Raw genomic sequence first — 21,553 nt, 5'->3', positions numbered from 1 at the left:
ATCGTTCATTAAACGCTTGGCGTCGGGCCAGTGTCGCTCAGTGGCCACATGATGACCAGAAGGCCATTGGGTGCATGCGGGGGCACGGGACTACATTTCTGTAATTCGAAGGCGGGGCATGAACGACCAGGTTCTAGAGTCTGCAGCAGGCAAGCACTTCATTCATCGGTCCTATTTACAGGCCCTATTTACAGGCCCTGTCCATAGGCCCTATTCACAGGTCTTGTTCATAGGCTCTCTGCCAAGCATCTCCTGGAAAGAGAGCCTGAAGAGAGGGCTTGGAGAGAGCGCGTGACTAAGGGCCAGGGCCTCGCTTCAAAAGCCCGTTCTGCTGAAGGTGAGGCCATCAATCGAAGGTGAGGCGATAGAGGCCAGCCGCGCCGCTATCCGAGGTGAAGTACAGGCTGCCATCAGGGCCGAACAGGACATCGAGCGGGCGAATCCAGCGCTGACCGCTGCTGCTGTCCTGCAGGCCGGTCAGCACTGGCACCAGACGTGCTTCAGTGTCTGGCGTCGCCAGCTTGAGGCCCAGCAGGCGAGGCTCACGACGGCTGGCCGGGTCACCCGCCGCGTTGCCGGAGGGCGCCGTGCCCCAGCTGCCGTGAACGGCCACCACGACATCCATGCCTGCGGCCAATGGATGATCTGGCGGTACCATCGCGATTCCCATTGGCGCACTGCGAGCGGGAACCTCGGCCAGTGGCGGCGCAATCTCGTCACGCTCGCGCGGTGAATCGCTCGTGATGCAGTCATCCGTATGCCAGCGGCCATCGACCCACTGATACCAGGGCATGCCATGGAAGCTGCCTTCGCGGGCTGCGACCACCAGCTCGCGAGGTTGCTCATAGCCCCAGTGGTCGGGGCCGTTGTTGGTGGCCAGCAGGCGCGGCTCATCTTCCATGCCCAGCTGCCAGGCGAGGCCCACCGGGTTGCGCAGCCCGCTGGCCCAGGGTTGCCAGTGCGGGGCATCGCCGGATTCCTCAAGGCGCAGCACGCCGCCTCGGCGTTCACTGAAGGAGTAGCCCTGCTCGCTGCCTGCGAGATATTGATTCGAGCAATTGCCCTGGATGCCCAGCGCCAGATAGAGGCCGCCATCAGGCCCGAGACTCAGGGTGCGCGAGTTGTGGCCACCGCCGCCGGGCAGGGCGATCAGCTCACGAAAGTCATCGCGGGTGAGAGATTCGCCGTGTGAATAGTCGGCGATCAGCAAGGCTGCAGTGGTCGCGACATAGAGCTTGTCGCCGCGTACCACCAGCGAGTGAGGGTAGCCCGACAGTTCGACCAGCGTCTTCACGGCAGAGAGGTTGCCGTCCGGCGTCAGCTGAGCGCGATAGACACGCTCGGCCCGCGAGCCGATCAGCAGCTCGCCAGCGTCAGTGAGATGCAGCATGCGTGGACTGTCGAGTGAGGCCAGCCGCTCGAGCGTGGCGCCCTCAGGCAGCTTGAGCGCAGGGGCATCACTGGGCACTTGCTGAGCGCTCACCAGCGACAGTGAGGAAGCGGCATCTGTCTTGGCTTGGGCTGGTAGAGACAAGGCGAGACAGGCCGCCGCGGCACCTGTGACCAGGCGTGTCGCCACACGTGTTGCCAACCTTGTCGCCAAGCCTGTCACCAGACTTGCCGGCAGGCGTGTCGATACTGCCCGAGACAGTGAGGGGCGCCGGGGCGATGCGCCACTTGTGAGGTAAGCGACGTGAGCGGCGTGAGTCTCGATCGGCATCCTTGCCTCCTGTCATTGAGCCATGCGCATTCAGTCTGGGAGCTGATGGCCTGTTGCGCCAGTGCTGCCCTCAGCCGCGCTTGCTGGCCTTGCGGCGATGCTTGAAGTAGCGGCGCCAGCCCTTGAGCGAGAAAAAGGAATAGGTGCGCGCATAGAAGCGGGCTTCCTGCCAGCCCGGTTGTTGCTCCATTTCCTGCGGGCTCTTGCGCCAGCGCTTGTATTCCCACTGATACTGGGCCGGCGCCAAGGCGATCGCCGCTTCCACCGAGGCATTCACCCCGCGTGCCGAGGCGACTTCCTCTTCGCAATAGACACCTTCATCCGCGGCGAGGAAGTGGATGGCGAAGCCATGGCCATCTTCCAGGCGTTGGGCGACACCGGTGACGACGCGTGCATCGGTTCTCGCCACCAGCTTGGGCAAAAGGGTGGCGGTATAGGCGGGGCGGCCATAGAAGTCGGCGAAGACGCCGCTGCCACGACCCGGCTCCTGATCCGGCAGTATGCCGATCGCTTCGGCGCGCTTGAGTGCCTTGAGCAAGGCAGCCACGCCGCGCGAGTTGGTGGGCACCAGGCTCGCGCCCATGCGTTCACGGCCATTGCGGATGATCGGGTCGAGGCGCTCGAACTTGGGCGGCTCGTACATGGCGGTGAACGGGAAGTGGCTGGAGAGCCAGAAATTGAGCACTTCCCAGTTGCCGAAGTGCGGCGCCAGCACGATGACACCGCGCCCCTCGGCGCGCGCCTCGTCGAGCAGGTTGCGGCCGTGGACCTCGAGAATCGAATCGCGCACGGCGTCTTCATCGCCCAGCCACACCTTGCCCAGTTCCAGCATGGTGGCGGTGGAATGCGCGAGGCTGTCGCTTGCCAGACGCGCGCGCGCCTGTTTGTCGAGCTGCGGGAAGGCCTGGCCAAGATTCTGGCGCGTGACCCGACGCTCGCGGGGATTGCACAGCTGCACCACACGCGCCAACGGGCGCGCCAGCCACCAGAGCTGGCGGGTGCTGAGCCCGGCCAGTCGTTGCCACAGACAGGCCACGGAGTTGGCCTTGAGAGGAGTCAGGCGCTGTTCCATGGCCTGTTCGAACCGCTTGAGAGTCTTGTCCATCGTCACACGTGAAGTTCCGGTGGTCTGGCGTGAAAGATCGCGACTGTCTGACGCGAAGGCAGGCGCCGTGACATCGTCAGGTGTCGCGGTGCCGCACTCGAATGATGTTCATTGTGCCAGAGGGGGGCGGTGCCTGCAGGCTCCATCGCGGCAGGCGCAATACACTGGCGCGGGGTATCATTCAGCACTCAGACCGTCGCCACCTTCGATACGTTCACCTGCTGCGGAATTGCTCGTGCCGCCGCGGTGTCGCGCGTGGCGGCGAGTTGTCACCGCCAGCCGTGTGGTGACATCGACCTTCATCGCCAGTGTCCCTTGCCGCGGAGTCCTGATGTCAGCCCCTGATTCCCCCGTTCCCTATCCGCCTTCAGATACTGTCTGCCCGCTGTGTGAGGCGCCCCGGAGCCAGCATGTACTGCACCTGGTACAGCGACGCAGGCCATGCCCCGACACCGGTAAGCGCCCGCCCGCCGATGAGCGCGATTACCTGCGCTGCCCGGAATGTCATCTGCTGTATCTGGCGCCGTCCCAGCGCCTGGATGCCAGGGCAGAGCAGGACATCTACGACCAGCACGAGAATGACCCGGCAGACCCGCGTTATCGAAGCTTCCTGGCCAGGCTCTTCACGCCGATGTGCGAGCGGCTCGCGGCCGGTGTCAGCGGGCTCGATTTCGGCTGTGGACCGGGGCCTGCCCTGGCGCAGATGTTCGAGGAGGCGGGCCATCCGATGACGCTTCACGACCTCTATTATCATCCGAACCCGGCCGCGCTCACCCGCCAGCATGACTTCATCGTCAGCACCGAGGTGATCGAGCATCTCTACGCCCCGGGAGAAGTCTTCCGCCAGTGGTTGCGCTGCCTCAAGCCCGGCGGCCTGCTGGGGGTGATGACCCAGCCCGCTTCGGATGACCCGGAAGCGCTCAGGCGCTGGCACTACCTGCGTGACCCGACGCATGTGTGCCTGTTCAGCCCGGCGACCTTTGCCTGGCTGGCGCGTACGCACGGACTCGAGCTTGAGCAGGTCGCCAACGACAGTGTCATCTTCCGCGTGCCCCGATCCGCCTGACAAGAGCGCGGGGCAGGGCATGGGACAGGGCGCGGGACAGGGCATGGATAGAGCGCAGGACAGGGCGCAGCGGCACGAAAGAAGACATGGTCGCCAAATGGCGCAAAAAGGCTTGGATTTGGCGCGGACTGTCACTATATTGCCCGCGCCTTGACGTATTCTCGCAGGGCAAATTCCCCCTCCCGACGATATCCGCACCTTGCGGCATTGGCTGATCGCTGACTGGCGGCCGGCCGAGGATCTGGTCATGCCCCGTCATCTGCTGTTGATGTCCCTTGCACCCCTGCTCGGCCTTGCCTTGCTGGGGATCGGTAACGCCATGCTGACCTCGCTGGTCCCGTTGCGGCTGTCTGCCACCGGCGTCTCGAGCGAGGCGATCGGCCTGATCAGCTCGGCCTACTATCTGGGCCTCGGGCTCGGCGCGCTGGTCAACGACCGCCTGCTGCTGCGCATCGGCCATATCCGCGCCTATGCCGGCTTCGCTTCGCTGGTGGCGGTCGCGGCACTGGCCATGGGGCTGGGCGACCACCCGGTGGTGTGGTTCCTGCTGCGCATGATGATCGGCTGGTCGCTGGTCGGAGTGTATCTGGTCATCGAGAGCTGGCTGCTGAGCGCCGCCGACCCCGCCGTGCGCGGGCGTCTGCTGGCGCTCTACATGATCGTGCTCTACGGCGCGGGGGTGCTCGGTCAGCTGCTGCTGGGCGTGACTGCCATGTTGAGCCTCGAGGCAGCTTTCATGCTGGTGGCGATGCTGGCGGCGGCCTCGGTATTGCCGCTGGTGCTGCTGCCGCGTGTCTCGCCGCTGATCGAACAGTCCGAACCCCTGAGCCCGTGGCGCCTGATTCGCATCACACCGACGGGCGTGTTCGGTTGCCTGGCCTCGGGACTGGTGGTGGCGGTCATCTACAGTCTGCTGCCTCTGGCGCTGGGCGATGGCGGCATCCTGAGCACCGCGGAGATCGGTCAACGCATGGCGCTGGTGATTCTTGGTGGCATGTTGCTGCAATACCCCATCGGCCGCTGGTCTGACAGCCATGATCGCCAGCAGGTGCTGATCATTCTGTCGATCGCCATCGTCGGCTTCGCCGCCTTGCTGATGGGGCCGGCCCGCGAGGGCATCGCCCAGCTGACGGTGCTGTTCCTGCTCGGCGGCGCCGCTTTCACCCTCTATCCGGTGGCGGTCAGCCATGCTGCCGACCGTGCGCCCGCCGGCGCCCTGGTGCGCATGAGTCAGGGCCTGCTGTTGATCAATGCGGTGGGGTCGACCCTGTCACCGCCGGCGGTATCGTTGCCGATGGCCGAAATGGGCGCGATGCCCGGCATGGCGCTGAGTCTGGCGGTGATGGGTGGCGGCATGCTGCTCTTCTTCGTCTGGCGACGCGTGATGCGCCCGGCGCCACAGCCGTTGGCGCCCTTCGAGACCCATGCCCCGCAGACACCGCTGGGCACCGAGCTTGCGGTCGGGCCTGAACTGGTCGAGGCCGCCGAGGAGCACCTGCGTGATGCCGAAGCCGATGACCCGCTGGTCGAGGTCACGCGTGAGCTGGTCGCTGACATGCCGGAGCTGATCACGGAGGCCTCGCTGGACAGCCTCGAGGAGATCGAGGTCAAGGAGGAGCAGGCCTTGCAGGAAGAGCGAATGCTCCCGAAATAGTCACCTTTCAGATCAGCGTGCCGGGTCGACCAGATTGCCCTGTGAGCTGTTGCGCCGGAACCAGCCGGTGACACTGGCGCGCGCCTGATGCGTCGGCAGCACCTCATGGGGGATCTGCTCGGAAAGGAAGCACACGAAGGTGCCGGCCTCGGGGGTGACGCGTGCCATTTCACGGCTGTCATCCTCGGGGTCGTAGAGCACGATCTCGCCGCCGCCATCGCGCGGCCAGTCCTCATTGAGATAGAGCACGCTGGAGATCAGGCGATTGCCGCGGCCGCGAAAACTGTCGAGATGCTTCTTGTAGAAGCTGCCGACCGGATAGTGGGCGAAGTGGGCCTCATACTCGAACAGCCCCAGATAGAGGGCGCGGTTGAGCTCATCCTTGAGCACGTTCATCGCTTCCAGGTAGGCGCGCTGGGCACGCGAATTGCGGTCCAGCCAGCGAATCGCGTCGCCGCGGATGTCCGGGCGCAGATCATGCTCGCGTCCGCGCCCGATACCCGCCGCCGTCAATTGCTGGCGCGTCTCCAGCGCCGTCAGTTCATCATTGAGCTGGGCGATGACCTGGCGCGGTAGGAAATCGGGGCGCACGCTGTAGCCATGCTCGACCAGTTCATCGATCAGCAGGTTCAGTGCGACAGGGTCCAGCAGTGGGGCGGGTGCAGGTGCAGCGGGCATCAGGCGCTCCGAACGGGAAGTGGCATGGCATCGTGGGCGAGGAGTTATAGTCCAGTGCCATTGTCGGTGCAATATTGTCGGGGCAATGGCAGCGGTGCGATGCCATCAGGGCGATGACATCAGGGCGATGACATCAGGGCAATGGCGAGCCGCTTGGCGGGAACACACCTTGCCTGGTTCAGGTGCTCTGGAGCTCTGGAGCTCATTAACTCAGGAGTTCAGGAGTTCAGGAGTTCAGGAGTTCAGGGTCTTGAGCTTCAGGGCCGAGGCGGCACGGGGCGCGGCGGCAGATGGCGCAGCGGGGCACCAGGCGGTGGCGCTGCCTTGAGGCTCACGGCATGGCCGAAGCCGATGGCCATCAGTTCGACCAGCATCATCGAGGACAGCCCCCACAGCACCTGGTCGGCCACGCGATAGCTGGGCACGTACCAGGTCTCGTCACCGACGGTGATCACGTCGGTATGCTCGCGCTCGTCCTTGAGCAACATGCTCAGCGGCATCTCGAAGATCTGCTCGATCTCGCCGGGGTCAGCGCGCAGCGGCAGGTCAGCGGGAATGCGTCCGACAAAGGGCGTGACATGCATGCCGTGCAGGGAAATCACGTCGCTCAGCTGGCCGAAGACCTCCACGGCGCTGGGCGGTAGCGCGACTTCTTCCTCGGCTTCGCGCAGCGCGGTGGCCAACAGATTGCTATCATCGGGTTCGGCCTTGCCGCCGGGAAAGGCCACCTGGCCGGGGTGCTGGCTGAGATGGCTGGCACGCCGCGTGAGCAGCAGCGTCGGTTCGGGACGATCGATCAGCGCGATCAGGACGGCGGCGCGTGGCAGCTGGTGGTCGGTCGCAAGGGGTTGATGTGCTTGCAGGCGTTGGCGCAGGGCTTCTAGCATGTCGTTTCCTCGTAGTCATCCATCATGTGGCGCGAGGGTCCTGGCGGTCAAGGCGACTGCCATGCCACTGGGTCCACCGCGCAGCGAGGAAGCTGAGACGGGATGTCACTGAAGGGTGCCTTGAGATTTCATGGGAGAGCGAATGAATTACTGCAGTCACTGTGGTGAAACGGTGCGTCTGGCAGTGCCGCAGGGCGATGATCGTCTGCGCTACCTGTGTGACAGCTGCGGCACTATCCATTATCAGAATCCGCGCATCATCGCGGGCACCCTGCCGGTACGCGATGGCAAGGTGTTGCTCTGTCGGCGTGCCATCGAGCCGCGCCTGGGCTATTGGACCCTGCCGGCCGGCTTCATGGAGAACGCCGAGACCACCAGCGACGCCGCTGCTCGCGAGACACGGGAGGAAGCCGGCGCCGAGGTCAAGCTGCAGGGGCTTTATACGTTGATCGACCTGCCGCACATCAATCAGGTCTACATGCTGTTTCGGGCCGAGCTGATCAGCGACTACTCGGCCGGCGTCGAGAGCCTCGAGGTGGCGCTGTTCGCCGAAGAGGAGGTTCCCTGGCAGTCGCTGGCCTTCCCGACCATGGAAGTGACGCTGCGCCGCTACTTCGAGGACCGCCGCCACGGCGAGGGTGACGAGCATTTCCCGCTGCATCTCGAGCAGATCGACCTGGACACCCGCGAGCACTTCTTCAACACCACCTTCCTGCCTGCGAGCTAGATCGTCTGGCCATTGCTGACCTCGCGTGCCTCGTTCTTCGGGACGCGCGGGGTCAGAACGTTTCCAGTCGCCAGCAATCGAAGGCGACTTCTTCATAGGGATGGGCCTCGCGCAGCGCCGCCACGGCAGCGGCGATGAGCGAATCGTCACATACCAGCTCTATCTTCAGTTCGGCGACGCGCTCCAGCGTGCCGCAGGTCCCGATATGCGGATTGGCGCTGGCCAGTGGCCGAAACTGGCCGGTGCCGCGTGTCTCGAAGCAGCAGGCCTCGTAGTCGCCGATACGCCCTGCGCCGGTGGCGAAGACGGCTTCCTTGACGTGTTCGGCGTCATTCTCCGGGACGAAGAACGCAAGCTTGTACATCGGATGACTCCTGGCAGAAGGGTGATAGGTCGCTGTCATCAGGTGGCCCTGATCGACAGGGGGACGTCAAGCGTGGCAACGGATGCTGGCAGTGCCTGCGTCACGCTCCCGGATGATGGCATAATGCGCGCTGCAACGGCCAAGGACATCGCCATGCTCAAATGGATCAATATCTCACTGCTGCTGCTGCTGGCACTGCTCCAGTATCGGCTGTGGTGGGGCGAAAATGGCATCACCGAATTATTCGATATTCGCGCACGCGTGCAGCAGCTTTCCAAGGAAGATGCGGTGCTGGACAACCGCAATCAGCGGCTCGGTGCGGAAGTGGTCGACCTCAAGAATGGTCTGGCGGCCATCGAGGAGCGTGCACGCAATGACCTCGGCATGGTGCGCAAGGACGAGCAGTTCCTGTGGGTGCCCAATGTCGCGGTGCCGGAACGCAAGGCGTCTTCACCCGATGAAGTGGCGGACGGTGCGCTGGAGGGCAAGGGCCTGGAAGGCGGGCTGCCCAAGGTGATCACGCCATGATGCCATCAGACGTCTCTCGAGAGCCCCGACTGTGGTATCTGGTGCCGGCCGCCGGCGTGGGCAGCCGCATGCAGGCCGACCGCCCCAAGCAGTATCTGGAGCTGTCGCCCGGCGGCTGCGTGCTGGAGGCGACGCTGGCGACGCTCAAGCGCGCCTTGCCCGAGGCAGGGCTCTGTCTGGTGCTGGGCGCCGATGATGGCTATTTCACGCCGTCGATGGTGCCGTGGCAGGACTGGCTGCGCGCCGATGGTGGCAGCGAACGTGCCGACAGCGTGCTGGCGGGCCTGGATTGCCTGAGCCGCCACGCCCATGACGATGACCTCGTGCTGGTGCACGATGTCGCGCGTCCCTGTGTTCGCGAAGCCGATATCCATGCGCTGGTCGCGACCGCTCGCCGCAGTGCCGATGGCGCCATCCTCGCGGCCCCCGCCAGTGACACCATGAAACGCGCCGCGCCGGCCGGCGACTCGCGCCCGCATGGCGGTGGCGGTGGCGATGGCAGTGGCGGCGATGAAGAGCGTGCGCCGAGCATCTCGCACACCGAATCCCGCGTCGGCCTGTGGCATGCCTTCACGCCGCAGGCCTTCCCGCTGGGCCTGTTGCGACGGGCGCTGCGTGAAGCGCTGGGGGAGAACCCCGCGCTCATCACGGATGAGGCCTCGGCACTGGAGGCCTGTGGCCGTGCCCCCGTGCTGGTCGCCGCCGCCCGCGACAATCTCAAGATCACCCATCCGGAAGACCTCGCCATGGCGCGCCTGCTGCTGGCCGCGCGCGAGGCGCTTCCCGATAGCCCCCGGACGTCTGCCTGACATGACTGAGCAATCTGCAACACCCGCTGCTGCCACTGCCTCTGCGCAATCCGCGACCTCTCCCCAACAGGCTGGCCATGTGCCGATGGCCCTGCGCATCGGCCACGGCTTTGATGTGCATCGCTTCGGCGATGGCGATCACCTGATGATCGGGGGCGTGAAGATCGCCTACGAGCATGGGTTCGTGGCGCACTCCGACGGTGACGTGCTGCTGCATGCACTGTGTGATGCGCTGCTCGGCGCCTGTGGCATGGGCGATATCGGCAAGCATTTCCCGGACACCGACAGCGAGTGGTCCGGCGCTGATAGCCGTGGCCTACTGCGCCACGTGATCGGGCTGGTCAATGCCGCCGGTTTCGGGGTCGGCAATGTCGACCTCACCGTGATGGCGCAGGCGCCGAAGATGGCGCCGCACATCCAGGCGATGCGGGAAGTGATCGCCGAAGACCTGCGCGTGCCGCTGGCGGTCGTCAACATCAAGGCCACCACCACCGAGCGGCTCGGCTTCACCGGTCGCAAGGAAGGCATCGCCGCCGAGGCCGTGGTGCTGCTGGGCGCGCTGCCGACCGCGGGCGGAGCCGAGCATGTCTGAAGTGAATGACATGTCCGAGTTGCCCGAGGCGGATGCGCTGTTTGCCGAGGCGCTGACGGCGCTGGATGCCGCGGGCAGCGAGGCGTGGGTCAAGGAATCCGAGTTGATGCAGCGCTGGCCGCATGCGCATGGCGGCCCGCTGGGAGCAGGCGACTTCCGCCACACGCCGGAGGACTTCCGGGTCACCGAGCTGATGGACTTCGTGCCCGAAGGCCACGGTGAGCATCAGTGGCTGTGGGTCGAGAAACGCGGCCTGACCACCGATGAACTGTGCCGTGAACTGGCCAGCCTATGCGAGGTCGCGCCGCGTGATATCGGCGTGGCCGGTCTCAAGGACAAGCAGGCGATCACCCAGCAGTGGGTCTCCGTGTGGTTGCCCGGGCGTGAAGCGCCGCAGGATCTCGGCGATGCACTGGCCGAGAAGGGCGTCCGCGTGCTGGCCAGCGTGCGTCATCCGCGCAAGCTCAAGCGTGGCGTGCATCGCGGCAACCGCTTCGCGCTGCGTGTCAGCGGTGAGGCCGTCGCGCATCCCGAGTTCGAGGCGCGCTGGCAGACGCTGATACGTGATGGTGTGCCCAACTATTTCGGGCCGCAGCGTTTCGGGCATCAGGGACATAATCTCGGCCGGGCACGTGCCGTGCTGGTGCGTGGCTGGCGCAAGCGTGATGACCGCAGCGGCATGCTGCTGTCGACCGCGCGCAGCTTCCTGTTCAACGAGGTGCTGGCGGCGCGCCTCAAGGCGAATTGCTGGGCGACGGCGTTGAGCGGTGAGGTGTTTGCGCTCAACGGGACGGGCTCGCGCTTCGTCACCGACGGCAGCGAGTCGACCGAGACGCTGGCGCAGCGCCTGGCGAGTGGCGATATTCATCCCACTGGCTCGCTGTGGGGCACCGGGCATGCGGAGGCTCATGCGCAGGTCGCCCAGCTCGAGCAGGTCCTGGCCACGCGTTGGCCGCAGCTGTGCGAGGGGCTCGAGAAGGCCGGCGCCAAGGCGGAGCGTCGTCCGCTGCGCCTGATGCCAGGCAAGCCGCGCCTGGAGTGGGACATCACGCCAGAGCAGGCAAAAACCGAAGGCAGTGAAGCCAGTGTCTGGCTGCACTTCGATCTGCCGCGTGGCAGCTTCGCGACGGGCCTGTTGCGTGAGCTGATCGCCCACCCGCTGCTGTAGTGTCGTCAGGCCACATGACGGCCATCCGATGATTCGCAAAGGAGTGAGATGATGCGCAGGATTCTGCTTTCCAATGATGATGGCGTGCACGCTCCGGGGCTCAAGGCGCTGCATGATGCCCTGGCCGGGCAGGCACACATTCGTGTAGTTGCGCCGGACCGTGACCGCTCAGGAGCCAGCAACTCGCTGACGCTGAGTCGGCCGTTGTTGCTGTCCGCGATGGAGAACGGCTTCTACAGCGTTGACGGCACACCCGCGGATTGTGTCTATCTGGGCGTCAATGGTGTCTGGGACGAGAAGCCTGACATCGTGATTTCCGGCATCAACCATGGTGCCAACCTGGGCGATGACGTGCTGTATTCCGGCACCGTGGCGGCGGCGATGGAAGGGCGCTCGCTGGGCATGTCGGCAATCGCGATGTCACTGTGCGGCAAGACCCACTTCGAGACCGCCGGACGCGTGGCGGCGAGCCTCGTCGGCGCGGCCGAGACCCTGGCATTGCCGCCGCGCTCATTGCTCAACGTCAACGTGCCGGATGTGCCGTGGAGCGAGATTCGTGGTTTTCGCGTCACGCGTCAGGGCCATCGTGGCCCGGCGGGCGCCCCGATCGAGGTCAAGGACCCGCGTGGCCGTACCCGCTACTGGATCGCGCTGGCCGGCGATGGCATCGATGATGGCGATGACACCGACTTCGCCGCCATCGCGGCGGGCTATGTGTCCATCACGCCGTTGATGACGGATCTCACCTCCCATGGGGCGCGTCACGATGTGGCGCAGTGGCTCGAGGCGCTGACCTGAGCGACGTAGCGCCAGCCAAGGCTCAAGATTTCGTTGTGAAGTCCTCGCTCGACAGGATATGAATCAAGACCATGAAGGACGTGTATCAGAACGCTTTCCCGCATGCGCAGTCAGACAGCGCAGCGGGAATCGCCGGGCCCTTGCATCTCAGGCGCCCGGACACGGCGCAGCTGAGCGGTATCGGCATGACGTCCCAGCGTACGCGAGACCGCATGGTGGCGCGCCTGGAGGATGCCGGCATCCGTGATGAGCGGGTGCTGGAGCTGATGGCCAGTGAGCCGCGTCATCTGTTTCTCGATGAGGCGCTGGCGCACCGTGCCTATGAAGATACCGCACTGCCGCTGGGGCAGGGACAGACCCTGTCCCAGCCTTACATGCACGCCCGCATGACGGAGCTTGCCCTCGCGCAAGCGCCGCGCCCGCGCGAGGAGTGTCGGGTGCTGGAGGTCGGCACCGGTTCGGGCTATCAGACATTGCTGCTGGCGCGTCTGTTCGCTCGGGTGTCTTCGCTCGAGCGCATCGCCGTGCTGCACGCCAGGGCCGCACAACGCCTTGGCTGGTTCGGGCTCGACAATGTCGAGTTGCGCCATGCCGATGGTGGGCATGGCTGGCAGGATGATGACTCGGCATTTGATCTGATCGTGGTGACCGCCTGCGCGCCGCATCTGCCGCAGGCGTTGTTGAAGCAGTTGGCCCCGCAGGGGGTGATGATCGTGCCATTGGCCGAGGACGACAGTGATCGTCAGTGGCTGACACGAGTGCGCCGCGTCGGCGACACTCAGGATATTCAGCGGTTCGAGGCTGTGCGCTTCGTGCCGTTGCTCGAGGGAGTGATCAGGTGAAACGAGCTTTGAGCGTGTTCTTCAAGGGCGCTGGCATGGGAGCGGCGGATGCCGTGCCCGGGGTATCAGGCGGCACGATTGCCTTCGTGACCGGCATCTATGAAGAATTGATCGAGTCCATCAAGCGCTTCGGCCCCTCCGCCATCGGCGTATGGCGTGAGCAGGGCGTCAAGGCGCTGTGGCAGCATTTGAATCTGGCCTTTCTGCTGCCGTTGGCCGCTGGCATCTTCGCCAGCCTGATCAGCGTGGCGCATCTGGTGACCTGGCTGATGGAGGCCCAGCCGCTGCTGCTCAATGCCTTCTTCTTCGGGCTGGTAGTGTGCTCCGGGGTGGTGGTCGCGCGGCGTATCACCACCTTCCGGATCGGGTATCTTGTGTGGTTCGCGCTGGGGCTGGTGCTGGCCAGCAAGTTGCCCAGCCTGTTGCCTGCCGCCACCGATGCCTCCTGGGTGCTGGTGGTCGGCGGTGCCATCGCCATCAGTGCCATGCTGCTGCCGGGCGTCTCCGGTAGCTTCCTGTTGCTGACCATGGGCCTCTACGGCACGGTGATGACTGGCATCAAGAGCTTCGATCTGCAGCTGATCGTGCTGTTCGGCAGCGGCTGCGCCATCGGGCTGTTCACCTTCTCGCGTTTGTTGTCGTGGTTGTTTCGTCATCATCACACCGCGACACTGATGCTGCTGACGGGCTTCATTCTCGGCTCGCTGCCGGTATTGTGGCCGTGGCGCACCATCACCGATTATCGTCTGGGACCCAAGGGTGAACAGGTTCCGCTGGATTACCAGTTCATGATGCCGGATACCTACACCAGTGTGACCGGTGAGCCTGCCCAGCTGTGGGCGGCACTCGCCCTGATGCTGGCCGGCGTATTGCTTGTCTGGTTTGCCGGAGAACGCTCCGGTCCGGATGACGACTCCAGCAATTCCCGCAAGGAGCAGGAACATGCGTGACAGGATGGACAAGGGAATCAAACTGACGTTGGCAGGTCTGGCGCTGGGTGCGCTGACAGCCTGCAGCACGGCGACCACTCGCCCGCAGGTTCAGGACCTCAACGCCGGCAATGCGCGTATCACCTCCGACACCTATACCGTTCAGCGCGGTGACACCCTGTATGGCATCTCCTGGCAGAGTGGTCAGGATTTCCGGGATGTGGCGCGCATGAACGGCTTGAATCCGCCCTACACCCTGCAGCCGGGGCAGACGCTGCGTCTGGACCCCAATACCCAGCTGCCGGCGAGAGCGGCGGGCGCTTCCGGTACGAGCGTCTCCTCGGGCGGTGGCGTCGTTGCCACGCCGATGGGCGGGGGCAGCGATGGTTCGATCGCCGGCGGCAGCGAACTGCCGGACTGGCTGGCACCGGATGAGTCCGCCATGGCTCAGCAGCAACAGCGCACCCGCCAGGCCCAGTCGCTGACGACCGGCTCGGGTGGCGTGTCATCGGCCGCCACCGGGGCCGCGGCGGCGGCCGGGCTGGGGCCTGTCTACCAGGAAGGCAGTGAAGAGGCGCTCGCCGAGACGGCGCGCAACGCCGCCAATGACAGCGTAGAGCAGGTCAGCAGCGGTGCTGCGCAAGCCAGCAGTTCGGCCAGTCAGACAGCCAGCCAGGCGGCTGCCAGTGCGGCCGCCGCCCAGGCCGAGGCGCGCAAGGCCGCCAAGGAAAAGGCCGAGCAAGCCGTCGCTGCCGCCGCGGCAGAGCGCGAGAAAGCGGCCGCTAGCGTGAAAAATGAGGCTGCCAAGGTTGAAAAGGGCACCAACGTCGCTGGCGAAACCGTCAAGGCTGCACCGGCCAAGAAGACCTACGTTCCGGTAAAAAACGTTGACTGGCAGTGGCCTACGCAAGGCGAGATCATCGGCAAGTTCGGCGAGTCCGAGAGTGTCACCGGCGGCATTGATATCGCTGGTCAAAAGGGGCAACCTGTCAAGGCAGCAGGGCCGGGAATCGTGGTCTACGCCGGAAGCGGAGTACGTGGTTACGGTAACCTCATCATTCTCAAGCACAACGACCGCTATCTGAGCGCCTATGCCCACAACGACACTCTGCGTGTATCAGAGAACGATGTGATCGACGCCGGACAGGTCATCGCCACTCTGGGAGCCACTGACGCTGAACGTGCTCAGCTGCACTTCGAGATTCGCGAGGATGGGCAGCCCAAGGACCCACTGAAATTCCTGCCTAAACGCTGATTCCCACCGCTGCCACAACAACAAGTTCCTGGCACCAGACCAGAGACAACGGGGTATCGACATGAGCATGCTGGAAAAGGATATCGATCAGGCTGAGGTTGAGTTGTCCCTTGAGGATGTCGAGGAGGACGACGATACGCTTGAGGCAGAAGCGGAAGAGGCGGCATTCGAACGCGCCTTGAATCGTGAAGAGCGCAAGCACTACCAAAGCCTGGATGCGACCCAGATCTACCTCAACGAGATCGGTTTCTCCCCGTTGCTCAAGCCCGAGGAGGAAGTCTACTTCGGGCGTCTGGCGCAGGCGGGCGACCCCGCCGGTCGCCAGCGCATGATCGAGTCCAACCTGCGTCTGGTGGTCAAGATCGCACGGCGCTATCTGAATCGTGGTCTGTCGCTGCTCGACCTGATCGAGGAGGGCAATCTGGGGCTGATCCGCGCGGTGGAGAAGTTTGACCCTGAGCGCGGTTTCCGTTTCTCGACCTACGCCACCTGGTGGATTCGCCAGACCATCGAGCGGGCGTTGATGAATCAGACACGCACCATTCGTCTGCCGATTCATGTCGTCAAGGAACTCAACATCTACCTGCGTGCCGCGCGCCAGCTGACCCAGAAACTGGATCATGAGGCCACCGCGGAGGAGATCGCCGAATTCCTCGACAAGCCGGTCGATACCGTCAAGAAGATGCTGGGGCTCAATGAGCGCGTGTCATCCGTCGACTATCCGATGGGCGGTGAGAGCGACAAGCCGCTGATCGAGACCATCGCCGACGAGAATGACACCAGCCCGGAGTCCAGCCTGGTGGATGTCGACGTCAAGGCGCATGTCGATGAGTGGTTGGCGGAGTTGACCGAGAAGCAGATGGAAGTGGTGGTGCGTCGCTTCGGGCTGCGTGGTCACGAAGCCGCGACGCTGGAGGAAGTGGGCGAGGAAATCGGTCTGACGCGTGAGCGGGTCCGTCAGATTCAGGTCGAGGCGCTCAAGAAGCTGCGACGCATGCTCGAGAAGCAGGGGTTGACGCTCGAATCCATCTTCGAATGATGCGCGGGCACAGTCGTCATGGCTGTAGATGCCTTGATGCAGGTTGCCAGTGAAAACGGCCCGCTCGTGATTCGAGTGGGCCGTTTTCATATTGTGTCATCATTATACTGGCAGAATGGGGGTTCTGACGTTCGAGCGCAGGGTGCTCCCTGACATTGTTGTCAATTTGGAAACGCTGTATCGTGCAATAACGTTAGCCAACTAACTGGACGCCCAAATGGGTGGCGATTAGACTAAGGCCACTTTTTCACGACCCGCTTGAGCAGGGCTGAGGCAGTAGTCCAGCCGATGTGTGAGCTACCTTTTACCTTGTCCTGGTGCTTTCGAGGCGCCATGCAGGTCACGACTGTCACTGATCAGGAACAACGCATACATGGCCAACATTCGCATACTGCCACTGGTGCTGGCGATGGGTTTTGCGACCCAGGCTCAGGCTGCCAATCTGCTCGACATCACCCGTGATGCATTGACCCACAATGCCAGCCTGTCCTCCTCTCGCTCGCTCTATCAGAGCGTCGAGGACAATGAGCGTATCGAGCTTGCTGACCTGTTGCCCCAGATCACTGCCACGGGAACCGTGTCGCGTACCGATGTCACCGGCAATTCCCAGAGCGGCACCGAGGGCGATTACACCGACAGCAACATCGTGATCAACGTGAACCAGCAGCTGTTCGATGCCGCCGACTGGTATGAGCTCGCGACCAGCAAGGACACCACCCGTCAGCAGAAGTTGCTGCTGGATTCCGATCAGCAGCAGCTGCTTTATGACGTGGCGTCTGCCTACTTCACCATTCTGAACAATCGTGATGTTCTCGATGCGCGCATTGCTCAGGAAAAGGCCTTCTCCCGCCAGCTGGACCAGGCCAATCAGCAGTTCGAGGTCGGTCTGATCGCGATCACGGACGTGCAGGAAGCCAGGGCATCCTTCGATGATGCGCGCGCCCAGCGCATTGCGGCCGAAGCCGATCTTCAGGTCAGCTTCGAGGCCCTGCAGCAGTTGACGGGCCAGCAGTACGATTCCATCGATGGCCTGGAAGAAGATCTGGCGATCGAAGCGCCGGTGCCGGCCAGCCGCAGCAAGTGGGTCGAGATGGCATTGTCCAACAACCCGCTGATCGGTGCTGCCCAGAAGGGTGTCGATGTCGCCAGAGGCGATGTGAAGACCTCCCGCGCAGGCCACTTGCCGGAAGTCGGTGCCTTCGCGACCTACTCCTACGATGAAACCGACATCGATACTGCCGGGGGGTATCAGGAATACAACCAGATCGGTATCCAGGCCTCCCTGCCGATCTATACCGGTGGCCGCACCTCCGCCCAGGTACGTCAGAGCACCCATCTGCTCGAGCAGAGCCAGTACGACCTGCTCGACCAGCAGCGCTCCACCACCCAGAGCGTGCGTTCGCTCTACAGCCAGGTGCGCAGCGACGTCCTGACCGTCAAGGCGCGCAAGCAGGCGATCGTCTCCAGCCGCAGCGCACTGGAGGCGACTCGCTCCGGTTATGAAGTCGGCACGCGCAACATCGTCGACGTGCTGGACGCCGAGCAGGCCCTGTATCAGGCGCTGGCGGACTACGCCTCTTCGCGTTACACCTATGTGCTCGACCTGCTCAACCTGCGTCAGGCGGCAGGTATCATCGATATCAATAGCGTGCGTGACCTCAACGAGAGCCTCAAGGCAGATCGTCAGGTATCCCTGGTGCTGAATGATGAGAGTTCCGACGAGCTGGAAAACGTGACGCCCTGATCGTCCTGCGCTGGCTGTCGCCACGTGCTGCATGCCCCCCACAGGCCCTGCCTGCGGGGGGCATGCGTTTCGCGAGCATGCGTTTGAGAGCATCAGTGGGTCAGGCCACTGATGCTTAAGCTTGTGTTCATCAGGCAAGTGATGACTAGCCAGAAAGGCGCCGAAGATCAGTGCACAAGGGCAGCGCGGCCTCGAGACAGGCGGTTTCGTGGTGGTATTGGTCGAAAATCCTGCCTGTATTTTAACAGGCAGTGGTTTATATCAGTGATTTGGGGAAAGTTTGGTGGTTTTCAGCGTGACCTGACGGCGATGATGGAAAATAATTGAGGGGCTTGCTCTGCTGTTTGCCATCTTCGCCTATCACTCTGGAGTCCCCTCATGTCTCGCCCACTGCGCGCTGATATTGATCTCGATGCATTGCGTCACAACTATCAGCTGGCCTGCGAGCTGGCGCCGCATTCGCGCGCCCTGGCCGTGATCAAGGCGGATGCCTACGGGCATGGCGCGGTGGCGTGCGCACAGGCACTGGCAGACCTCGCGCCCGCCTTTGCGGTGGCCACGATAGAGGAGGCGCTGGCGCTGCGGGCGGGCGGCATCTCTCATCCGGTGGTACTGCTTGAGGGGGTGTTCGAGGCCGCGGAGTACGCCCTAGCGGCCGAGCATGACTTCTGGTGCGCCATTCACAGTGAATGGCAGTTGGCGGCCCTCGAACAGAGTGAGCTTGCGCAGCCCTTGTCCTGCTGGATCAAGTTCGACTCAGGTATGCATCGTCTCGGCTTCACGGCCGAGCAGGTGCTGGATGCCAAGGCGCGCCTCAAGGCAAGTGACAAGGCGCGTGACCTGCACCTGATGACGCACTTCGCCAGCGCTGACAGCCTGACACCAGACTACTTCCAGCTGCAGATGGCGGCGGTGACGGCCTTGGCGGCCGAGGCAGAGCTACCACTGTGTCTGGCCAACTCACCGGCGACGCTTGCCTGGCCAGAGACGCATGCGGCCTGGAACCGCCCGGGAATCATGCTCTACGGCGCAGACCCGCTGGAAGGTGCCAATGACGCCAGCCGGCGTCTGAAGCCGGTGATGACGCTGTCTTCGGCCATCATTGCCGTGCGTGAGATCGCCATCGGTGAGCCGGTGGGGTACTCGGGGCGCTTCGTGGCGACGCGTCCCACGCGTATCGGTGTCGTCGCCTGCGGCTATGGCGATGGCTATGATCGCCACGCCGTGGATGGCACGCCGGTGCTGGTGGATGGCCAGGAAACGGTGCTGGCCGGCAAGGTGTCGATGGACATGTTGACGGTGGATATCACGGACCTGCCCGAGGCGGGTATCGGCTCACGGGTGGTGCTGTGGGGCGAGGGGCTTGAGGTCAATCGCGTCGCCGCCAGTTGCGACACCATCAGCTATACGCTGCTGACGGGGCTGCTGCCGCGCGTGCCCAGACACTATCATGGTGGCGTTGGCAGTGTGGCGGACGACCAGGATGTCGCGCAGTTGGCCAGCGCTCAGCCGCTGGATACGCACGCCTGACCTGACGGCAAGGCTCGCGCGGTCTACAATGGCCGCCGTTGCCCGTCGAACGAGAGAGTCATGGCCAAGAAGAGCTATCCCGAGAGTTTTGCACACCCCCGCTACTGGCTGACCTGGCTGGGCATCGGTGCCATGAAGGCTTCGGCCTATCTGCCCTGGTGTGCCAAGTTGTGGCTGGGGCGTGGCCTGGGTGAGCTGGCATGGCGCTTCGGCAAGCGTCGTCGTCACATCACCGACACCAACCTCAAGCTGTGCTTTCCCGAGTGGAGTGAGGCGGAGCGCGCGCGTCAGGTACGCAGGACCTTCCACGCCAACGGCATCGGTATCTTCGAGACGGCCACCGGCTGGTGTCGTGATCCTGAGCACATGCGTGATCGCGTGACCTTCAAGGGGCAGGAGCACATGGAGCGCGCCATGGCCCAGGGCAAGGGGGCGCTGATCGTGGGCATCCACTTCTCGACCCTGGACCTGGGCGGCGCACTGCACTCGCTGTTCTTCCCGGCCGATGTCGTCTATCGCCCCCACGACAACCCGCTGTTCGAGCGCTTCATGACCCGTGCGCGCAATGGCATCTTCGGCACCGCCATCGATCGTCACGACCTGCGGGGTGTGGTACGTCGCATCAAGAGCGGGCATGGCGTGTGGTATTCACCGGATCAGGACTTCGGCCGCGAGGTCAGCGTGTTCGCGCCGTTCTTCGGCATCGATGCCGCCTCCATCAAGCTGACGGCCAAGATCGCCCGCATGACGGGCGCGCCGGTGATGCCCTTGATGTTCCACCGCAATCCGGACAATCGTACCTATACGCTGGAGTATCTGCCGGCGCTGGACGACTTCCCGAGCGGCGATGACGTCGCCGATGCCACGCGCATCAACGCCTTCATCGAAGGGGCGATCCGCAAGCATCCCGAGCAGTATCTGTGGCTGCACCGTCGCTTCAAGACACGTCCCGAGAAAACCGATCCGTCCCTGTACTGAGGTGAACCATGAGCAACGACATCTCTTCTCACGCCGCCCTGGCGGAGGTGGAAGCGCGGCTGGCCGCTGGCGATACCTTCGTGCTCAATCAGGTCGCGGAATGGTGCCCGGATTGCACCGAACGTCAGCGTCCGGCACTGCCTGCCTTCGAGGCGGCGCTTGCCCGTGGCGGTCTGCCACTGGTGACCTTATGCGTGCAGCAGACCCGTGGGGTCTATCTCAGCGATGCTCATGCACAGATGAGTGAGCGCATCGGCGGTGCGGGCTATCCACGTACCTTGTTGGTTCGCCACGGTCAGCCGGCGAGCCTCGACAGTGGCTTGAACCGCGTCGAGGTGATGAGCGAGCCCGATCTCGTCGCCTACGCCGAGGCCTTGATCGCCGCACTGTAAACCGATACCTCCGGCAACGATCATCCGCCGCTGTCAGGGGGATGACACGAGTGATGCACACAGCAAAGGCCCCCGTTCGGCATCTCGCCGAACGGGGGCCTTTGCTGTGTAAGGCGGCACCCGACAAGCAACATCATCTGCCCGAGCTGCATGCGTGCGGTCAACCGAGTGCCGCCTGTCGTGTGCCTATCACAAGACGTGCGGATGACGGGGCAGGCTTTCAACCCATCAGAAGGGCTGCGGGAAATTCTTTTACTTAAGTGCGACATCATGTTGACAAAGCTTTAGTTTATTACCATTTTGGCAATAACGAGTCAGGTGGCTGACACGCCTCCTGACCGCTGTTTTCAGCACTCTGGAGTGCGCCTGAGGCGTCATCCGTCAGGGCCTGACTCCGCTGCGACAATTCTCACATGACATAAGGAATTGACATGCTCAACTACGCCATCATCTTTCTGATCGTCGCTGTCATTGCCGCATTGCTGGGCTTCGGCGGCATCGCCGGCACCGCAGCGACCATCGCCAAGGTCCTGTTCGTGATCTTCCTGGTGCTGTTCCTGGTGTCCTTCTTCAAGAGCCGCCGCAAGCCGTGAGGCTCTGATTCCCTGCCACGGGTCAGACTGACGGCAATAGGCCGCAAGCTGTCACGTGATCGGACAGTAGACTTTGAGACAGTACGTTCATGGATAGTACGGCTCACAGACAGCAACGCCCGCGACGGTGATCGACCGTCGCGGGCGTTGCTCGT

Annotated in this window: 22 protein-coding genes; 17 read left to right on the top strand and 5 right to left on the bottom strand. The window is 63.8% G+C overall.

The window, feature by feature from the left end; translation table 11 throughout:
* Positions 1-346: 346 nt before the first annotated feature.
* A complete protein-coding gene (locus FLM52_13075; protein ID NVN56708.1) occupies positions 347-1,534 on the bottom strand; it encodes a sugar dehydrogenase in 1,188 nt (395 codons plus the stop codon).
* A gap of 256 nt (positions 1,535-1,790) precedes the next feature.
* Positions 1,791-2,792: a lipid A biosynthesis acyltransferase gene (locus FLM52_13070; GenBank protein NVN56707.1), complete on the bottom strand. Its 1,002-nt coding sequence runs from the start codon at positions 2,790-2,792 to the stop codon at positions 1,791-1,793.
* A 364-nt stretch (positions 2,793-3,156) separates the two neighbouring features.
* On the opposite strand from FLM52_13070, the gene FLM52_13065 reads away from it, so the two are divergent.
* Together FLM52_13065 and FLM52_13060 are read left to right on the top strand one after the other, a co-directional pair.
* Positions 3,157-3,891, top strand: a complete 735-nt coding sequence (locus tag FLM52_13065) for a class I SAM-dependent methyltransferase (protein ID NVN56706.1) — start codon at positions 3,157-3,159, stop codon at positions 3,889-3,891.
* A 247-nt stretch (positions 3,892-4,138) separates the two neighbouring features.
* Positions 4,139-5,545, top strand: a complete 1,407-nt coding sequence (locus FLM52_13060) for an MFS transporter (GenBank protein NVN56705.1) — start codon at positions 4,139-4,141, stop codon at positions 5,543-5,545.
* A 12-nt stretch (positions 5,546-5,557) separates the two neighbouring features.
* On the opposite strand, the gene FLM52_13055 is transcribed toward FLM52_13060, so the two are convergent.
* Positions 5,558-6,223: a 2OG-Fe(II) oxygenase gene (locus FLM52_13055; GenBank protein ID NVN56704.1), complete on the bottom strand. Its 666-nt coding sequence runs from the start codon at positions 6,221-6,223 to the stop codon at positions 5,558-5,560.
* A gap of 257 nt (positions 6,224-6,480) precedes the next feature.
* Entirely contained in the window at positions 6,481-7,110 is a 630-nt protein-coding gene (locus tag FLM52_13050; GenBank protein NVN56703.1) for a CoA pyrophosphatase, read from the bottom strand.
* Positions 7,111-7,252: 142 nt separating this feature from the next.
* On the opposite strand from FLM52_13050, the gene FLM52_13045 reads away from it, so the two are divergent.
* On the top strand, positions 7,253-7,837 hold the full coding sequence (locus FLM52_13045) for an NUDIX domain-containing protein (protein ID NVN56702.1): 585 nt from the start codon (positions 7,253-7,255) through the stop codon (positions 7,835-7,837).
* A gap of 52 nt (positions 7,838-7,889) precedes the next feature.
* Here the strand turns inward: FLM52_13045 and FLM52_13040 are convergent, their stop codons facing one another.
* Positions 7,890-8,201 carry an NGG1p interacting factor NIF3 gene (locus tag FLM52_13040; GenBank protein NVN56701.1) on the bottom strand — a complete coding sequence of 104 codons (312 nt, stop codon included), beginning with the start codon at positions 8,199-8,201 and terminating at the stop codon, positions 7,890-7,892.
* 153 nt (positions 8,202-8,354) lie between these two features.
* On the opposite strand from FLM52_13040, the gene ftsB reads away from it, so the two are divergent.
* The 14 genes from ftsB to FLM52_12970 all read left to right on the top strand — a co-directional run bounded on the left by ftsB (position 8,355) and on the right by FLM52_12970 (position 21,398).
* Entirely contained in the window at positions 8,355-8,729 is a 375-nt protein-coding gene (gene ftsB, locus FLM52_13035) for a cell division protein FtsB (GenBank protein ID NVN56700.1), read from the top strand.
* Positions 8,729-9,538 (top strand): 2-C-methyl-D-erythritol 4-phosphate cytidylyltransferase, encoded by an 810-nt coding sequence (locus FLM52_13030; GenBank protein ID NVN56699.1) that lies wholly within the window; start codon positions 8,729-8,731, stop codon positions 9,536-9,538. Before ftsB ends, FLM52_13030 begins: the two co-directional genes overlap by 1 nt.
* A 91-nt stretch (positions 9,539-9,629) precedes the next feature.
* On the top strand, positions 9,630-10,130 hold the full coding sequence (ispF, locus tag FLM52_13025) for a 2-C-methyl-D-erythritol 2,4-cyclodiphosphate synthase (GenBank protein NVN56698.1): 501 nt from the start codon (positions 9,630-9,632) through the stop codon (positions 10,128-10,130).
* Positions 10,131-10,236: 106 nt separating this feature from the next.
* Positions 10,237-11,298 carry a tRNA pseudouridine(13) synthase TruD gene (locus FLM52_13020; GenBank protein ID NVN56697.1) on the top strand — a complete coding sequence of 354 codons (1,062 nt, stop codon included), beginning with the start codon at positions 10,237-10,239 and terminating at the stop codon, positions 11,296-11,298.
* Between the two features lie 51 nt (positions 11,299-11,349).
* Positions 11,350-12,096 carry a 5'/3'-nucleotidase SurE gene (surE, locus tag FLM52_13015; GenBank protein NVN56696.1) on the top strand — a complete coding sequence of 249 codons (747 nt, stop codon included), beginning with the start codon at positions 11,350-11,352 and terminating at the stop codon, positions 12,094-12,096.
* A 71-nt stretch (positions 12,097-12,167) separates the two neighbouring features.
* Positions 12,168-12,938, top strand: coding sequence for a protein-L-isoaspartate(D-aspartate) O-methyltransferase (locus FLM52_13010; protein NVN56695.1), 771 nt, complete (start codon positions 12,168-12,170; stop codon positions 12,936-12,938).
* Between the two features lie 35 nt (positions 12,939-12,973).
* Entirely contained in the window at positions 12,974-13,888 is a 915-nt protein-coding gene (locus FLM52_13005; protein NVN56694.1) for a DUF368 domain-containing protein, read from the top strand.
* A 4-nt stretch (positions 13,889-13,892) separates the two neighbouring features.
* Complete coding sequence (locus FLM52_13000; GenBank protein ID NVN56693.1) at positions 13,893-15,122, top strand: peptidoglycan DD-metalloendopeptidase family protein; 1,230 nt, start codon at positions 13,893-13,895, stop codon at positions 15,120-15,122.
* Between the two features lie 61 nt (positions 15,123-15,183).
* Positions 15,184-16,161: an RNA polymerase sigma factor RpoS gene (gene rpoS, locus FLM52_12995; protein NVN56692.1), complete on the top strand. Its 978-nt coding sequence runs from the start codon at positions 15,184-15,186 to the stop codon at positions 16,159-16,161.
* Positions 16,162-16,534: 373 nt separating this feature from the next.
* The gene (locus tag FLM52_12990; GenBank protein ID NVN56691.1) at positions 16,535-17,905 is read left to right on the top strand and encodes a TolC family outer membrane protein; all 1,371 of its coding nucleotides are present in this window, start codon (positions 16,535-16,537) and stop codon (positions 17,903-17,905) included.
* 378 nt (positions 17,906-18,283) lie between these two features.
* On the top strand, positions 18,284-19,435 hold the full coding sequence (alr, locus tag FLM52_12985) for an alanine racemase (GenBank protein NVN56690.1): 1,152 nt from the start codon (positions 18,284-18,286) through the stop codon (positions 19,433-19,435).
* 60 nt (positions 19,436-19,495) lie between these two features.
* Positions 19,496-20,413: an LpxL/LpxP family Kdo(2)-lipid IV(A) lauroyl/palmitoleoyl acyltransferase gene (lpxL, locus tag FLM52_12980; GenBank protein NVN56689.1), complete on the top strand. Its 918-nt coding sequence runs from the start codon at positions 19,496-19,498 to the stop codon at positions 20,411-20,413.
* Between the two features lie 8 nt (positions 20,414-20,421).
* Complete coding sequence (locus FLM52_12975; protein ID NVN56688.1) at positions 20,422-20,805, top strand: hypothetical protein; 384 nt, start codon at positions 20,422-20,424, stop codon at positions 20,803-20,805.
* 431 nt (positions 20,806-21,236) lie between these two features.
* Entirely contained in the window at positions 21,237-21,398 is a 162-nt protein-coding gene (locus FLM52_12970; GenBank protein ID NVN56687.1) for a DUF1328 domain-containing protein, read from the top strand.
* Positions 21,399-21,553 lie beyond the last annotated feature (155 nt).

It is taken from the genome of bacterium Scap17 (assembly GCA_013376735.1).
Lineage (GTDB): Bacteria > Pseudomonadota > Gammaproteobacteria > Pseudomonadales > Halomonadaceae > Cobetia.
Note: the sequence above shows the minus strand (reverse complement) of the source record. Positions and strands in the feature narration are given on the sequence as shown.

What these genes read in the sequence shown, in the direction of transcription:
- FLM52_13070 (NVN56707.1), bottom strand. Translation starts at nt 2,792, where the DNA reads ATGGAACAGCGCCTGACTCCTCTCAAGGCCAACTCCGTGGCCTGTCTG.
- FLM52_13065 (NVN56706.1), top strand. Translation starts at nt 3,157, where the DNA reads ATGTCAGCCCCTGATTCCCCCGTTCCCTATCCGCCTTCAGATACTGTC.
- FLM52_13060 (NVN56705.1), top strand. Translation starts at nt 4,139, where the DNA reads ATGCCCCGTCATCTGCTGTTGATGTCCCTTGCACCCCTGCTCGGCCTT.
- FLM52_13055 (NVN56704.1), bottom strand. Translation starts at nt 6,223, where the DNA reads ATGCCCGCTGCACCTGCACCCGCCCCACTGCTGGACCCTGTCGCACTG.
- FLM52_13050 (NVN56703.1), bottom strand. Translation starts at nt 7,110, where the DNA reads ATGCTAGAAGCCCTGCGCCAACGCCTGCAAGCACATCAACCCCTTGCG.
- FLM52_13045 (NVN56702.1), top strand. Translation starts at nt 7,253, where the DNA reads ATGAATTACTGCAGTCACTGTGGTGAAACGGTGCGTCTGGCAGTGCCG.
- FLM52_13040 (NVN56701.1), bottom strand. Translation starts at nt 8,201, where the DNA reads ATGTACAAGCTTGCGTTCTTCGTCCCGGAGAATGACGCCGAACACGTC.
- ftsB (NVN56700.1), top strand. Translation starts at nt 8,355, where the DNA reads ATGCTCAAATGGATCAATATCTCACTGCTGCTGCTGCTGGCACTGCTC.
- FLM52_13030 (NVN56699.1), top strand. Translation starts at nt 8,729, where the DNA reads ATGCCATCAGACGTCTCTCGAGAGCCCCGACTGTGGTATCTGGTGCCG.
- FLM52_13020 (NVN56697.1), top strand. Translation starts at nt 10,237, where the DNA reads ATGCAGCGCTGGCCGCATGCGCATGGCGGCCCGCTGGGAGCAGGCGAC.
- surE (NVN56696.1), top strand. Translation starts at nt 11,350, where the DNA reads ATGCGCAGGATTCTGCTTTCCAATGATGATGGCGTGCACGCTCCGGGG.
- FLM52_13010 (NVN56695.1), top strand. Translation starts at nt 12,168, where the DNA reads ATGAAGGACGTGTATCAGAACGCTTTCCCGCATGCGCAGTCAGACAGC.
- FLM52_13005 (NVN56694.1), top strand. Translation starts at nt 12,974, where the DNA reads ATGGGAGCGGCGGATGCCGTGCCCGGGGTATCAGGCGGCACGATTGCC.
- FLM52_13000 (NVN56693.1), top strand. Translation starts at nt 13,893, where the DNA reads ATGGACAAGGGAATCAAACTGACGTTGGCAGGTCTGGCGCTGGGTGCG.
- rpoS (NVN56692.1), top strand. Translation starts at nt 15,184, where the DNA reads ATGAGCATGCTGGAAAAGGATATCGATCAGGCTGAGGTTGAGTTGTCC.
- FLM52_12990 (NVN56691.1), top strand. Translation starts at nt 16,535, where the DNA reads ATGGCCAACATTCGCATACTGCCACTGGTGCTGGCGATGGGTTTTGCG.
- alr (NVN56690.1), top strand. Translation starts at nt 18,284, where the DNA reads ATGTCTCGCCCACTGCGCGCTGATATTGATCTCGATGCATTGCGTCAC.
- lpxL (NVN56689.1), top strand. Translation starts at nt 19,496, where the DNA reads ATGGCCAAGAAGAGCTATCCCGAGAGTTTTGCACACCCCCGCTACTGG.
- FLM52_12975 (NVN56688.1), top strand. Translation starts at nt 20,422, where the DNA reads ATGAGCAACGACATCTCTTCTCACGCCGCCCTGGCGGAGGTGGAAGCG.
- FLM52_12970 (NVN56687.1), top strand. Translation starts at nt 21,237, where the DNA reads ATGCTCAACTACGCCATCATCTTTCTGATCGTCGCTGTCATTGCCGCA.